Raw genomic sequence first — 13,779 nt, 5'->3', positions numbered from 1 at the left:
CATGAGCGCATTGACCATTTTTACCGATACCGAAGCCCATCAGCCGGTGTGGCACAGCACCGATGCCTCAGCGATTCGCGACCGCCTGAATGCTAAAAACGTGCGCTTTGAACGCTGGGAAGCCGATCGTGATTTGGGGGCGAATCCCGATGCAGAGACGGTGATTAACGCCTATCAACATGCGATAGATCGACTGGTCGCTGAGAAGGGTTATCAGAGCTGGGACGTGCTGAGCATGCGGGCGGATAATCCGCAGAAAGCGGTGTTGCGCGCTAAGTTTCTCAATGAACACACGCACAGCGAAGATGAGGTGCGTTTCTTCGTTGAGGGTTCAGGGCTGTTCTGCCTGCATTTGGATGGCGAGGTTTATCAGATTCTGTGTGAGAAGAACGATTTGATTTCCGTGCCAGCCGGTACCGCGCACTGGTTTGATATGGGATCTGAGCCGCACTTTACTGCGATTCGTATTTTCGATAACCAGGAAGGCTGGGTAGCGAACTTTACCGGCGACAAGATTGCCGATGCCTATCCGCGCCTGGCGTGATCATGGGGCGGCATGAATACCGCCCCTACAACCATGCGCCAACCGTAAGGTCGTCATTTATGACGACCCCTAATCAACAGCAATCAGCTTACGGCTGAAAAATCCCTTCCTGAACTTGCGCTGGCGTGACCACACCAGTATCCAGCACCCAACCGCTAATCAGCGCTGCAGGCGTGACGTCAAACGCCGGGTTATACACCGCTGCGTTGGCGGGTGCCCACTGCACGCTGCCAAAACTGCCCGCTACGCCCGTCACTTCGCTGGCGGCGCGCTGTTCAATCGGTATTGCGCCACCGTTCGGACATAAGCGATCCAGCGTGGTATGCGGTGCCGCCACATAGAAGGGAATGCCGTGATACTGCGCCAGCACGGCCAGGCTGTAAGTGCCAATCTTATTCGCCACATCGCCATTGGCAGCGATGCGATCCGCACCCACCCAAATCGCATCGACCACGCCGCGCGCCATCAAACTGGCGGCCATCGAATCGGTGATCAACTGATAGGGAATATTCAGCTCGCCAAGTTCCCACGCGGTTAAACGCCCACCTTGCAGCAGCGGTCGGGTTTCATCTACCCAGACATTTTTCACCAAGCCCTGCTGATGGGCATAGGCAATCACGCCGAGCGCCGTACCGACGCCCGCCGTCGCCAGCCCACCGGTATTACAGTGCGTCAGCAACTGGCTATCCGGTTTCACCAGTGTGCTCCCGGCGCAAGCGATGTTGTCGCATAGCTGTTTATCTTCCGCCACCAGCCGCAGTGCTTCGGCACTGAGCGCCGCGTCATAATCGTGCTCAGCGAGTGCCGTTTTCATGCGATCAAGATTGTTCATTAAGTTCACCGCCGTTGGACGAGCGGCGCGCAGCACGTTAAGCGCTTCAGCCAGTTCGGGGCGCGTTGCACCTTGCTCGGCGAGCAGCGCCAGCAGCAAACTGGCGGAGAGGCCAATCAATGGCGCTCCGCGCACGCGCAGGGCGTGAATATGATCAACCAGCTGAGCAACGCTATGCGCAGGCTGCCAGTTTTTCTGTTGCGGCAGCGCCTGCTGGTCAAGGATCCACAGTTGATTATTGCGGACCTCAAGGCTGGTGGTGCGAAGTGTTTGCATGATGTGAAATCCCTGTTGCGTTGATGCTGGCTATTGTGCCAACATGCTGAACGGATGTATAGACGTCTGAACGGCTTATTACTATCGAAACTCGAGGAACAGGCAATGTCGCAATACCGTACGTTCACCGCTGCCGATGCTGTGGAATATGCTAAAAAATTTGGCGGTGTTGACGACCCGTCCACGCTGGTGAGCGCTGAAGAGATCGGGGATGGCAATCTCAACCTGGTATTTAAGATTTTCGATAATCAAGGCCGTAGCCGTGTGGTCGTCAAGCAGGCGCTGCCGTATGTGCGCTGCGTGGGCGAGTCATGGCCGCTCACGCTGGATCGCGCGCGTCTGGAGGCGCAGACGCTGGTTGAACACTACAAATATTGTCCTCAGCACACCGTTAACATCACGCATTACGACGCAGACTTAGCGGTGATGGTGATGGAAGATCTCTCCAGCCATCGCATCTGGCGCGGCGAGCTGGTGAAAGGCGCCTACTACCCGCTGGCGGGCCGTCAGGTAGGGGAATATCTGGCACAGACGCTGTTCCATACTTCCGATTTCTTTCTGCATCCCCACAAGAAAAAAGCGGAAGTCGCGCGTTTTATTAATCCGGAAATGTGTGAAATTACAGAAGATCTGTTCTTCAACGATCCCTTTACCGATCACGAACGCAACAGCTATCCCACCGCGCTGGAATCGTTGGTGGTTAGCCTGCGCACCGACGACGCACTCAAAATCGCCGTCGCGGGACTGAAGCACCGCTTTTTCGCTGATGCGGAAGCGCTGCTGCACGGTGATGTTCATAGTGGCTCGATCTTCGTGGCAGATGGCAGCCTGAAAGTGATCGATGCCGAGTTTGGCTACTTTGGACCGATCGGCTTTGACGTCGGCAGCGCTATTGGCAACCTGCTGATTAATTACTGCTGCCTGCCGGGCCTGCTGGCCCCGCGTGAAGCGGCGGAAGGGCGTGAGCGTCGCTTGAGTGACGTACACGATATCTGGAGCCACTTTGCTAGCCGCTTCCTTGAGCTGGCACAGGAAAAAACCACCGACGTGGCGCTGGCTTATCCCGGCTATGCCGCATCGTTCCTGCAAAAAGTCTGGCGCGACACCATTGGCTACTGCGGCACTGAGTTGATTCGACGTACCGTAGGTATGTCACATGTTGCGGATTTCAAACAGATTGAAGATGTGACGATGCGCACTGAATGCATCCGCAGCTGCATAACGCTGGGACGCACGCTGATTTTAGCCGCCGATCATGTTGCGGATGTTGATGCGTTGATTGCACGGATTCGCCAGGCGGGCTGAATTTCTGATAAAAAAAAGCCTCCCGAAGGAGGCTTTTCGTTTTTATGCGGCTTCACTTGCTCGTGGGTTAGGCTTGCTTTGCGGCTTGGGGACCGCCAGCGCCTCGGGAGCAAAATCATCCACGTTAATCGCTTTCAGGCGGCTTGCTTCAGCGCGCACCAGTACCTGGGCTTCGCTCTCATCAATCCATCCCTCTTGCAGCGCACGCTGCGCCAGCGCATCCAGCCGGGTAAACGGCAGATGTTTTTTCTGCTGCTGGCACAGGCGATCGTGAATCACTTCTGCTGCCATGACATCCTGCAGCGCTTGCTCCAGCTGACCGGCCGGATTGTGCGCGCTGGGTGCCAGATACTGGCCGCGGCCTAAACGGGTGCGCGTGGCGGAGGGCAGTTGCAGCAGTTTCGCCAGTTTATGATCCAGCTTATCTGATGGTGCAGGGCAGTGATGACCGCCAGCGAAAATCACCAGACGCAGCGCACCGGCTACCATGCGATTTGGGAAGTTGCGCAGCAGATCATCCATCGCTACCTCGGCCTGATGCAACGCATCCTGCACCCCCCAATGCACCAGCGGTAAATCAGCCTCGTTACGGCCTTCATCGTCATAGCGTTTCAGCGTGGCCGATGCCAGATACATTTGGCTGAGTACATCGCCGAGGCGCGCCGAGATGCGTTCGCGACGCTTCAGGCTGCCACCCAGTACCGCCATCGATACATCCGACAACAGCGCGAGGTTGGCACTTAAACGGTTGAGATGCTGATAATAGCGGCGCGTAACGTCGCGGGTTGGCGTGGCACTGGTACGGCCGCCGGTTAAACCCAGCCACAGGCTGCGTACTTTATTGCTGCCCACGTGGCCGATATGGCTGAACAGCGCACGGTCAAAGGTAATCAAATCGTTTTTCGCCGCGGCGTTCATCTCTTCCAGCACCCATGGATGGCAGCGAATGGCGCCCTGACCAAAGATAATCATGCTACGCGTCAAAATGTTGGCGCCTTCCACGGTGATGGCGATCGGCGCGCCCTGGTAAGCGCGGGCCAGGAAGTTGTTTTCGCCCAGCATGATGCCTTTACCACCGGCGATATCCATCGCATCGATGATGGCGCGCTGGCCGCGATGGGTGCAGTGATACTTCACAATCGCTGACAGCACCGCCGGTTTCTCACCGAGCATGATGCCGCTGGTGATAAGCGTCGCAGCGGCGTCCATCACGTAGGCGTTGCCGGCGATGCGTGCCAGCGGCTCTTCAATCCCTTCCATCTTACCGATGGAAAGTTTGAACTGGCGGCGAATGTGCGCATAGGCACCGGTTGCCAATGCCATACTCTTCACGCTGCCGGTAGAGTTGGATGGCAGCGTAATACCACGGCCTACAGACAAGCACTCCACCAGCATACGCCAGCCCTGGCCGGCCATCGACGGACCACCGATGATGAAATCGATGGGTACGAAGATATCTTTACCGCGAGTTGGGCCGTTCTGGAACGGCACATTAAGCGGGAAGTGACGCTGACCAATCTCCACACCAGGCGTGTGCGTAGGGATCAGTGCACAAGTAATCCCCAGCTGTTCCGTCTCGCCCAGCAGATGGTCCGGATCGGAAAGCTTAAACGCCAGGCCGAGTACGGTCGCGATCGGTGCCAGCGTAATATAACGTTTGTTCCAGGTAAGGCGCATGCCCAGCACCTGCTGACCTTGCCATTCACCCATGCACACGACGCCCGTATCAGGAATAGCGCCGGCATCAGATCCGGCTTCCGGGCTGGTCAACGCAAAGCAGGGAATTTCGTCACCGCGTGCCAGACGCGGCAGATAGTGATCCTTCTGCTCATCGGTACCGTAATGCTGCAGTAACTCGCCTGGGCCAAGTGAGTTTGGTACGCCGACGGTAATCGCCAGAATGCCGGAAACGCCGGCCAGTTTTTGCAGCACGCGCGCCTGCGCATAAGCTGAGAACTCCAGGCCGCCGTACTCTTTCTTAATGATCATGGCGAAGAAGCGATGCTGCTTCAGATACGCCCACAGCTCCGGCGGTAGATCGGCCATTTCATGGGTGATTTCGAAGTCGTTCGCCATGCGGCATGCTTCTTCCACCGGGCCATCAATAAAGGCCTGTTCCTCTTCGGTCAGTCGCGGTTGCGGATAGTTGTGCAGCTTCTGCCAATCCGGCTTTCCGCGGAACAGATCGCCTTCCCACCAGGTGGTGCCCGCGTCAATCGCCTCTTTTTCGGTGCGTGACATCGGTGGCATCACTTTCTGGAAGCTGCGCAGCGCCGGTTTTGAAAACATGCTGCGGCGCAGTGCAGGCAGGTTAAACGGCAGCAGGATAATCGCCAGCGGCACCAGCAGCCACGGGGTCCAGAGGCCAGCGGCCGCGAGTGCGCCGGTCCATAGCAGCAATATGACGCTGCTCAGCTGCAGGGAGATTTGGTGGTAAAACAAGACGCTAAGTAAAATTAGCGTCGCAACAATTGAGGCAACCAACATAATGAACCACTCCATAAGTAGTAAGAGGTCTGACCTGTTATGGGTGTAGGTTTAGAATAGCGGGCAAAATTTATCAATCTGTTTACATCGCAATTACAACCCAACTCACAAATTCATTGCGTGTACGGCAACAACTGCCAAACTTCCTTCAGCCATCGCGCTTTTCCTCGGTGCTGGCGCTTTGCGGCTTAGCCCCATTCCGTTAAACTTGCTGGGTCAATCTTTCCTCTAAAGGACATCCCTATGTATCAGGACATTATTCGCTCAGAACTCAATGAAGCAGCCGATACGCTCACTACGTTCCTGAGTGACGAAGCCAATATTCATGCGATTCAGCGCGCTGCGGTTCTGCTTGCCGATAGCTTTAAAGCAGGTGGCAAAGTGCTCTCCTGCGGTAACGGCGGCTCACACTGCGATGCCATGCATTTTGCTGAAGAGTTGACTGGGCGCTATCGTGAAAATCGTCCTGGTTATCCAGCCATTGCCATTTCGGATGTCAGCCATCTCTCCTGCGTCAGCAACGATTTCGGCTATGACTATGTGTTCTCACGCTACATCGAAGCGGTGGGCCGTGAAGGGGATGTGGTGCTGGCGCTCTCTACCTCGGGTAACTCCGCCAACATTATTAAAGCAATTGAAGCTGCCCGCGCCAAAGGGATGAAAGTGATCACCCTGACCGGCAAAGATGGCGGCAAGATGGCGGGCTCGGCGGACATCGAAATTCGCGTGCCGCACTTTGGCTATGCCGACCGCATTCAGGAGATCCACATTAAAGTGATTCATATCCTGATGCTGTTAATCGAAAAAGAGATGGTTAAGTAATGACGTGTTCCTCTCGCCGCTTGCGAGAGGGACTCATTTAAGGCGGTTGCTATGTGCGAATTGCTCGGGATGAGCGCCAATGTCCCTACGGACATCTGTTTCAGTTTTACCGGTCTGGTGCAGCGTGGCGGTGGAACCGGGCCGCACAAAGATGGCTGGGGCATCACCTTTTACGAAGGCAAAGGTTGCCGCACGTTCAAAGATCCGCAGCCGAGCTTTAACTCGCCAATTGCCCGTTTGGTGCAGGAATATCCCATCAAATCGCATTCGGTGGTGGCGCATATCCGCCAGGCGAATCGCGGTGAAGTGTCGCTGGAAAATACCCATCCGTTTACGCGTGAGCTGTGGGGCCGTAACTGGACTTACGCCCATAATGGGCAGCTGAAAGGCTATCGCCAGCTGGATACCGGGCCCTTCCGTCCTATTGGCGAAACCGACAGTGAAAAGGCGTTTTGCTGGATTCTGCACAAACTTACCGAGCGCTATCCGCGCACGCCGGGTAACTGGCCTGCGGTGTTTCGCTATATTGCAGAGCTGGCTGCAGAAATGCGTGAGAAGGGCGTATTTAACATGCTGTTATCGGATGGGCGTTACCTAATGGCCTTCTGCTCAACCAATCTTTACTGGATCACGCGCCGCGCGCCGTTTGGCAAAGCGACGCTGCTCGATCAGGACGTAGAAATTGATTTTCAGCAGCAGACTACGCCGCAAGATGTGGTGACAGTGATTGCCACACAGCCATTAACGGGGAATGAAACCTGGCACCGGATAGTGCCAGGCGAGTGGGCGTTATTTTGCCTGGGTGAGCGCCAGGAATGATTTCGAGGCAGCATCCGGTGTCGATATCACCGGCGTGTTGTTCACCGCATATTGGCCGGTTGCCGTCACGTTCACCGTTGGCGGCACGCGGTACTTCACAAAGTAGGCATAGCCCGGCTGCAGTTCACGCCAGAAATTAATATCGCTTGAATAACGATGGCGCTGCATGTTGCTTTCCGTCATGCGGAATGGATAGATGTTGACCTGAATCTCCTGCTGACCATTACGCAGCGCGGCGTTGGTATAGTTGAAGATCTCATCCATTGACGCATTGGTCATCGCGTAGCAGCCAATCGATACGCAATCACCGTGAATCATCAGAAACTTACCGTCATAACCTTTAGCGCGATCGTACTGGTTAGGGAAACCGGTATTAATGGCGCGGTAAAAACGGCTATCGGGTTTTAACTGGTTAAGCTTAACGTTATAAAAGCCTTCCGGACTTTTAAAATCGCCCTGACGACGTTTAGGTCCTAAACCGCCAGAAAAATTACAGATGCGATAGCTGTCCAGCAGACGATATTCATTACCGATTTTGCCGTACAGTTCCAGCGTACGCTCTTCCTTGAAAATCTGAATAAAAACCGGGGTTCCAATCAGTTGTTTCTTTAACTCTTTGCTCACCGGAGCCAGCGGTTGCGTAGGCTCGGGGTTAATTGCCCAGCTAAGGAGCGGCATAAGAATCATCGCAAGCAATAATGCGATTCTGCCCATTCTGTAGATACCTTGATGTGAAGAGAGACGATGACGCTGCGCGTCTGGGTATTGCATTATCGGAAATATCCGCTATCGCTGCGCAACATTAACATTGTCTGGCTTTTAATCAAGCCAGTGTCCGAGAAAATGGCGCGTTCCTAAAGGGAATGCGGCCATAAATTTGTAAACTTTAATTAGTCCGACAAAAATTTCGCGCATTTTGTACGAAGGTTAAAATTTATAATCCGAGCAGCAAACAAGAACGGTCTTGTCGGAAGGGGTCAGCCACCTCCTTATACTGCGCCAAACCCTTTCAGCAGGAAAAAATCTATGAATCTCTCGGTGGCCCCTTCGGTTTATCAGGTTGAGGATCTTCATTATATGTTATCGCCCGGTCCTGACCTGATTAATCGGCATCTCAGGAATGGCACCCCATGGGAACCGGCAATGGTCTCTCTCTCAAAATTACTCATCAAAGGGATAGATCGCCCGGTGTTGATCGATGTCGGGGCCAATTTGGGGGCCTGGTCGGTGCCGATGGGTGACCATATTCGTGAGCAGGGCGGCACGTTATATGCCTTCGAACCTCAGCGGCAGGTGTTTTATCAGCTGTGCGCCAATCTGTTTATCAATCAGCTGTTTCATTGTCATGCAAGGCAGATGGCAATAGGTGATATCAATGGTGAAATTGATGTTCCGGTGCTGGATATGCAAACCGAGATTAATGTTGGTGCGCTTTCTCTGGATGCTGAAATTCGTGCCCAAAGGCAGGTATTAAGTACCAAATTAACCGAGAGTGAATCTGTGCGTATTGCAACGCTGGATAGTCTGGAATTGCCTGGCGCGCACCTCATTAAAGTGGATGTTGAAGGTTTGGAGCTTGAAGTACTCAGGGGCGCTCGGCACTGGCTTGAAACGTCTGCTTATCCGCCCATTTTGTTCGAAGTCTGGCGAGAGCAGCTCAAAGCATTCGTTCCAAAACGTAACCGCTTGCTGGACTTTGTGCGCGGGGAATTGGGCTATGAAGTCGAGCTGTTTGGTGAGCTTGCTATCGCACAACATCCCTCTAACAAACGTTTAAATATCACCATCAGCGATAAAGGAATGGTGATTAATCCCTGAAATTAATCCCACATGCGCGCTCTGTGAACACTTTTGCATCTGTACAAATATCCAGTATTATAATGAGGTCTTATTTTTAATCTGGGTTAGTTACACACGTGAAAATCATTCATGTCGATATGGACTGCTTTTATGCGGCGGTGGAGATGCGCGATGATCCCTCATTGCGTGATATCCCCATTGCAATTGGTGGCAGCCGTGAGCGACGTGGCGTGATCAGTACCGCCAACTATCCGGCCCGTAAGTATGGCGTGCGCAGCGCGATGCCCACCGGCATGGCGCTAAAACTTTGCCCTCATCTGCGTTTATTGCCCGGTCGCTTTGATGCGTATAAAGAAGCTTCGCACCAGATTCGCGACATCTTCTCGCGCTATACCTCGCTGATTGAACCGCTCTCGCTGGATGAAGCCTACCTTGATGTTACCAACAGCCTGCATTGCCAGGGCTCGGCAACGCTGATGGCGCAGGCCATTCGTGCGGATATTCTGCGCGAAACCGGATTGACCGCTTCTGCCGGTATTGCGCCCATCAAGTTTCTTGCCAAAATCGCCTCCGATCTCAACAAGCCCAATGGGCAATATGTGATAACGCCTGACGCCATGTCTGATTTTTTACTGACGCTGCCGCTGAGTAAGATCCCCGGCGTTGGCAAAGTCGCCACCAAAAAGCTGGAAGAGATGGGCTTACGCACCTGCGCCGATGTGCAGCAGGCCGATCTTGCCCTGCTGCTAAAGCGCTTTGGCAAGTTTGGCCGCATATTGTGGGAACGCAGCAACGGCATTGACGAGCGAAATGTCGTGGTGGAGCGTGAGCGTAAATCCCTCGGCGTTGAGCGCACGTTAATGGAAGATATTCATCACTGGGAGCAGTGCCTGGAAATTATTGATTTTCTCTACGCTGAGCTGGAGCGTCGCTTAACCGCCATCAAGCCGGATAAGCAGATTGCCCGCCAGGGCGTTAAGCTGAAGTTTAACGATTTCCAACAGACCACGCAGGAACATGTCTGGCCGGTGCTGAATAAAGAGGACATGATCGCCGTCGCGCGTCAGGCCTGGAATGATCGTCGGGCAGGGCGCGGTGTCAGGCTGGTGGGATTGCATGTCACCATGGTGGATCCGCAGCTGGAGCGGCAGCTGGTGCTGGGGTTATAACAGGGCGCGCTGGTGCACGCCCTGTCAAAGTATTACTTCTTAGCGTACTTCGCTTCCAGCGTGGCAAACCAGGGCGCGACGAAATCACTGTTCTCGCCCCAACCTGGGATGATGTTATTCAGTGAAGCCATGTTAACTGCACCCTGCTGGCTGTTCAGCTGCTGCTGCGAAATCGACGCCGCTTTGAACTCATAGGTTGCGGGCGTTGCTTCGCCGCCAATCTTATTCGCCACCAGGCGCATATTGACCGCGCCAATGGTTTTTGGATCCACCGCTACCGTTTGCACCCACGGGCTGTTCTTCTCATGCATCAGCTGCAGATCCTGATTGGATACGTCGATGCTATAGAGTTTGATCTCGGTACGGCCGTTCTCCTGCAACGCTTTGTAAGCGCCCTGGCTGAAGGCATCCCACGATCCCCAAATGGCATCGATCTTACCTTTCGGGTATTTGGCCAAAATGGCGCCAATCTTGTTGGCGGTATCGCCTTGCACATCAGAGGAAACCGCACCAATCGATTCCAGTTGATGAATGCCAGGATTCGCTTTTAACAGCTTCTCATACACCACCTGCCGGCGATCCATCGCTGGGAAACCCGCCACCCATAGCTTGACGATGTTCGCCTTGCCGTTGAAGTCTTTGATCAAGCTGCCGAGTGATTCTTGCGCCAGCGAGGCGTCGTTTTGTGCCGTTACGGTTACGCCCTCCACCGGGGTATTAACCGGCGTATCAAACACGGAAAGCTTAATGCCGGCCGCAGTGATACGTTGCACCAGCGCGGTAGAGTAAGGATCTTTACCGTGCGACAGAATAATGCCGTCATATTTCTGGCTAATCGCCTGATTAACGAAATCCTGGAAACGCGCATCGTCACCGTTGCTTAGGAAAGTACTGACTTTAAAGCCCAGCTTGCGTCCCTGCTGGATTGCCCCGGCAACAAACTGCGTGGTGTTATCGTCTGAACCGAGGTTACGGATAATCGCAATGCGCACCGGACCTTCGTGGTTGGCGATCGCCGCAGGCACCGGTGTGACGGTGTCGGCGAAGGCGATGCTGGTATTGAGCAGGCTAACGGCCAGCAGCGAAAGGGTGATTTTTTTCATTATGATCTCTTTCTGGTTTAACGCGCCTTAGCGGCGCTGGATGTAAGTGATGGCCAGCGCCAGCGCCAGCACCAGGCCTTTGATAATGTCCATGGCGTAATAGGGTACTGACAGCATCACCAGCCCGTTTTGCAACACTCCGAGGATCACGGCGCCCACTAAGGTCCCGAGCGCATTAGGTTTGCCGGAACCGGCCAGCGAGAAGCCAATCCACGCTGCGGCCACGGCATCCATTAAATAGCCACCGCCAGCATTCACCTGCGAGGAGCCAATACGCGAAGCCAGTAAAATGCCGCCCAATCCCGCCAGCAGCGATGCCAGCACATAGGCCAGCACGCGATAGCGTGTAGTGCGAATGCCCGACAGGCGCGCCGCTTCCGGGTTGCCACCCAGCGCATACATGCGACGACCATGCTTCGTTAGCGACAGCGCCAGCTGCGCCACAATCGTTACCACCAGCATGATAATCACGATAGTTGGCACCTGGCCGAGCAGACCAAAGGCGGCAGGAATGGTGCCCTCGGCCATATCGCCGCTGGGCAGCACCATGTTTTCAGTGATCGAGCCGCCAAAGCTGTAGGTCATTGCGACGCCCTGAATCACAAACAGCGTGGCCAGGGTGGCGAGCATGTCGGGAATCCGCAGAATCACGATCAGGAAGCTGTTGAACAGCCCGACCAGCGTGCACAGCAGCAGCGTAATGATGATAGCTTCGGTAGTGCCAAAGCCGTGCCACACGAATAGCGATATCACCAGTGCATTGGCTAGTGACGCCGTAGAGCCCACCGACAGGTCAAAGCCGCCAACCGTCAGCGAAAGGGATACGCCAATCGCGATCACCGTAACGATGGCAATCGATCGCAGGATGTTGATGATGTTGGTCGGTTCCAGAAAGCTATCTGAGGCGAGTCCAAATGCCGCAATCAGGATGACAACCGTCAGCAACATGCCCCATTTATAAAGGAACTCGAAGAGTTGATGGCGCAGAGAAGGCCGCGGGTTTAGGGATAATTCTTTGCTGCTCACGCAGGTGTTCCTCCGGTGGAATAAAGCAGAAGCATCTCTTCTGTCGCTACATCGGCGTCCATTTCTGCCACGATGCGCCCATCCCAGAGCACACAAATGCGGTCGCATAGGCCGACCAGTTCAGCAAACTCACCCGAGGCATAAATGATGCCTTTACCTTCGCGCGCTAAGCCGTCAATCAGGCTGAACAGTTCGGTTTTAGCTTTGATATCCACGCCTTTGGTGGGCTCGTCAAAAATCAGAACATCGGCGTTATTACGCAGCCATTTGCCAATCGCCACCTTTTGTTGATTGCCACCCGACAGACGTCGCAGGATCTGCGCCGGCCCGGTGGTGCGTACATTCAGGCGCTGAATCACCTCTTCAGCCCAGCGCCATGCCTGACGATGACCAAACAGGCTCCAGCGTGAAAAGCTGTTATCGGCGCTGATACTCAAATTCATGCTCACCGGCTCATCAATGAAAATACCCTCTTTACGACGCTCTTCCGGCACCAGCGCCATGCGGTTTTCCACCGAATCATGCGGCGAACGCGGTCGCCACGGCTTGCCATGTAACTCGCCTTTCTCAACCCGGCTTTTGCTGGCACCAAACAACGCTTTGCACAGTTCGGTCTTCCCGGCACCGGCTAAACCTGCAATGCCAAGGATTTCGCCTTTATGCAGACGCAACGAAATATCTTGCAGCAGACGATCGTCATGTAAGCCTTCAACCGACAGGAGCAGCGGCTGCGCCTGATGTATGCGGCGCGGTGGAAAGACATCGTCGAGCTGATGTCCCAGCATCTTCTCAACGATTTGCTCGCCGCTTAGCGCCGCCATCGGACTACTTTCGATCAGGCGTCCATCGCGCAGCACCGTCAGCCGATCGCAAATCGCTTTAAGTTCATGAATGCGGTGCGAGATGAATACCACGCCAATGCCGCTCGACTGTAAGCGGCGCACGACGGCAAACAGGCGCTCGCTTTCATGCTGATCGAGCGGGGCGGTGGGTTCATCAAGAATCAGGAAGCGGCAGTGGTGAGATAGCGCACGTGCCAGCAAGATTTGCTGCTTCTCCGCCAGCGAACAGCGCTCAACCAAACGGTTCACATCCAGGTTGACTTCCAGCTGTGCCAGCAGCGCGCGCGCCTGATGGCGCGTTTCATGCCAGTTGTAGCCATGGCCCGGCTCCGCTAAGCGGTCGAGCAGAATGTTCTCCGCGACGCTGAGTTGCGGCACCAGCGCCACGTCGACTTCCTGCTGAACCAGATGAATGCCAAGCTTTTTGGCATCACGCGGCGAGCGCAGGGCGACGGGAACGCCATCCAGCAAAATTTCCCCGCTGTAATGGGTGTGCGCTCCAGCCAGCACCGCCATGAGCGTCGATTTCCCCGCGCCGTTGGCGCCCGTCAGGGCATGTACCGAACCGCCTTCAGTCAGAAAATCGACCTGCGATAGCGCGGCAAAACCGCCAAAAGCGATGGAGATATTACGCATCTCCAGGCGGTTGATCGCCGTCATTCAGCCGTGCCTTTAATTATTTGAGTTGGGGGCATTTTTTCCTGAACCCTCGCGCTGGGCAACAAACGAAAGGGCATAAGCTAGCACGAAATCA

General features: G+C 54.7%; 12 protein-coding genes. 6 read left to right on the top strand and 6 right to left on the bottom strand.

Going from position 1 to position 13,779, the window contains the following annotated elements; genetic code table 11:
• The first annotated feature begins 1 nt into the window (after position 1).
• Positions 2-544, top strand: a complete 543-nt coding sequence (locus CRO19_RS04720; RefSeq protein ID WP_097094826.1) for a 1,2-dihydroxy-3-keto-5-methylthiopentene dioxygenase — start codon at positions 2-4, stop codon at positions 542-544.
• 88 nt (positions 545-632) lie between these two features.
• Here the strand turns inward: CRO19_RS04720 and mtnA are convergent, their stop codons facing one another.
• Complete coding sequence (mtnA, locus tag CRO19_RS04715) at positions 633-1,652, bottom strand: S-methyl-5-thioribose-1-phosphate isomerase (RefSeq protein WP_097094825.1); 1,020 nt, start codon at positions 1,650-1,652, stop codon at positions 633-635.
• A 105-nt stretch (positions 1,653-1,757) separates the two neighbouring features.
• On the opposite strand from mtnA, the gene mtnK reads away from it, so the two are divergent.
• Positions 1,758-2,957 (top strand): S-methyl-5-thioribose kinase, encoded by a 1,200-nt coding sequence (mtnK, locus tag CRO19_RS04710; protein ID WP_097094824.1) that lies wholly within the window; start codon positions 1,758-1,760, stop codon positions 2,955-2,957.
• Positions 2,958-2,999: 42 nt separating this feature from the next.
• Here mtnK and fadE read toward each other — a convergent pair whose 3' ends face one another.
• Positions 3,000-5,444: an acyl-CoA dehydrogenase FadE gene (gene fadE / locus CRO19_RS04705; protein ID WP_097094823.1), complete on the bottom strand. Its 2,445-nt coding sequence runs from the start codon at positions 5,442-5,444 to the stop codon at positions 3,000-3,002.
• A 243-nt stretch (positions 5,445-5,687) separates the two neighbouring features.
• Between fadE and lpcA the strand changes: the two genes are divergently transcribed.
• Both lpcA and CRO19_RS04695 read left to right on the top strand, forming a co-directional pair.
• On the top strand, positions 5,688-6,266 hold the full coding sequence (gene lpcA, locus CRO19_RS04700) for a D-sedoheptulose 7-phosphate isomerase (protein ID WP_097094822.1): 579 nt from the start codon (positions 5,688-5,690) through the stop codon (positions 6,264-6,266).
• A 51-nt stretch (positions 6,267-6,317) separates the two neighbouring features.
• Entirely contained in the window at positions 6,318-7,085 is a 768-nt protein-coding gene (locus CRO19_RS04695; protein WP_097094821.1) for a class II glutamine amidotransferase, read from the top strand.
• On the opposite strand, the gene dpaA is transcribed toward CRO19_RS04695, so the two are convergent.
• Positions 7,056-7,799, bottom strand: coding sequence for a peptidoglycan meso-diaminopimelic acid protein amidase (gene dpaA / locus CRO19_RS04690; RefSeq protein WP_097094820.1), 744 nt, complete (start codon positions 7,797-7,799; stop codon positions 7,056-7,058). The genes CRO19_RS04695 and dpaA overlap by 30 nt on opposite strands.
• 312 nt (positions 7,800-8,111) lie before the next feature.
• Between dpaA and CRO19_RS04685 the strand changes: the two genes are divergently transcribed.
• Both CRO19_RS04685 and dinB read left to right on the top strand, forming a co-directional pair.
• Positions 8,112-8,903 carry an FkbM family methyltransferase gene (locus CRO19_RS04685; protein ID WP_097094819.1) on the top strand — a complete coding sequence of 264 codons (792 nt, stop codon included), beginning with the start codon at positions 8,112-8,114 and terminating at the stop codon, positions 8,901-8,903.
• A 98-nt stretch (positions 8,904-9,001) separates the two neighbouring features.
• The gene (gene dinB / locus CRO19_RS04680; protein WP_097094818.1) at positions 9,002-10,054 is read left to right on the top strand and encodes a DNA polymerase IV; all 1,053 of its coding nucleotides are present in this window, start codon (positions 9,002-9,004) and stop codon (positions 10,052-10,054) included.
• 32 nt (positions 10,055-10,086) lie between these two features.
• Here the strand turns inward: dinB and CRO19_RS04675 are convergent, their stop codons facing one another.
• The 3 genes from CRO19_RS04675 to CRO19_RS04665 are packed head-to-tail and all read right to left on the bottom strand — an operon-like array spanning position 10,087 to position 13,685.
• Entirely contained in the window at positions 10,087-11,157 is a 1,071-nt protein-coding gene (locus tag CRO19_RS04675) for a sugar ABC transporter substrate-binding protein (protein ID WP_097094817.1), read from the bottom strand.
• 27 nt (positions 11,158-11,184) lie between these two features.
• On the bottom strand, positions 11,185-12,183 hold the full coding sequence (locus tag CRO19_RS04670) for an ABC transporter permease (RefSeq protein ID WP_097094816.1): 999 nt from the start codon (positions 12,181-12,183) through the stop codon (positions 11,185-11,187).
• A complete protein-coding gene (locus tag CRO19_RS04665; protein ID WP_097094815.1) occupies positions 12,180-13,685 on the bottom strand; it encodes a sugar ABC transporter ATP-binding protein in 1,506 nt (501 codons plus the stop codon). The genes CRO19_RS04670 and CRO19_RS04665 overlap by 4 nt, the downstream gene beginning before the upstream one ends.
• Between the last annotated feature and the right edge of the window lie 94 nt (positions 13,686-13,779).

Source organism: Candidatus Pantoea floridensis (assembly GCF_900215435.1).
Classification (GTDB): domain Bacteria; phylum Pseudomonadota; class Gammaproteobacteria; order Enterobacterales; family Enterobacteriaceae; genus Pantoea; species Pantoea floridensis.
Note: the sequence above shows the minus strand (reverse complement) of the source record. Positions and strands in the feature narration are given on the sequence as shown.

What these genes read in the sequence shown, in the direction of transcription:
- CRO19_RS04720 (WP_097094826.1), top strand. Translation starts at nt 2, where the DNA reads ATGAGCGCATTGACCATTTTTACCGATACCGAAGCCCATCAGCCGGTG.
- mtnA (WP_097094825.1), bottom strand. Translation starts at nt 1,652, where the DNA reads ATGCAAACACTTCGCACCACCAGCCTTGAGGTCCGCAATAATCAACTG.
- mtnK (WP_097094824.1), top strand. Translation starts at nt 1,758, where the DNA reads ATGTCGCAATACCGTACGTTCACCGCTGCCGATGCTGTGGAATATGCT.
- fadE (WP_097094823.1), bottom strand. Translation starts at nt 5,444, where the DNA reads ATGTTGGTTGCCTCAATTGTTGCGACGCTAATTTTACTTAGCGTCTTG.
- lpcA (WP_097094822.1), top strand. Translation starts at nt 5,688, where the DNA reads ATGTATCAGGACATTATTCGCTCAGAACTCAATGAAGCAGCCGATACG.
- CRO19_RS04695 (WP_097094821.1), top strand. Translation starts at nt 6,318, where the DNA reads ATGTGCGAATTGCTCGGGATGAGCGCCAATGTCCCTACGGACATCTGT.
- dpaA (WP_097094820.1), bottom strand. Translation starts at nt 7,799, where the DNA reads ATGGGCAGAATCGCATTATTGCTTGCGATGATTCTTATGCCGCTCCTT.
- CRO19_RS04685 (WP_097094819.1), top strand. Translation starts at nt 8,112, where the DNA reads ATGAATCTCTCGGTGGCCCCTTCGGTTTATCAGGTTGAGGATCTTCAT.
- CRO19_RS04675 (WP_097094817.1), bottom strand. Translation starts at nt 11,157, where the DNA reads ATGAAAAAAATCACCCTTTCGCTGCTGGCCGTTAGCCTGCTCAATACC.
- CRO19_RS04665 (WP_097094815.1), bottom strand. Translation starts at nt 13,685, where the DNA reads ATGACGGCGATCAACCGCCTGGAGATGCGTAATATCTCCATCGCTTTT.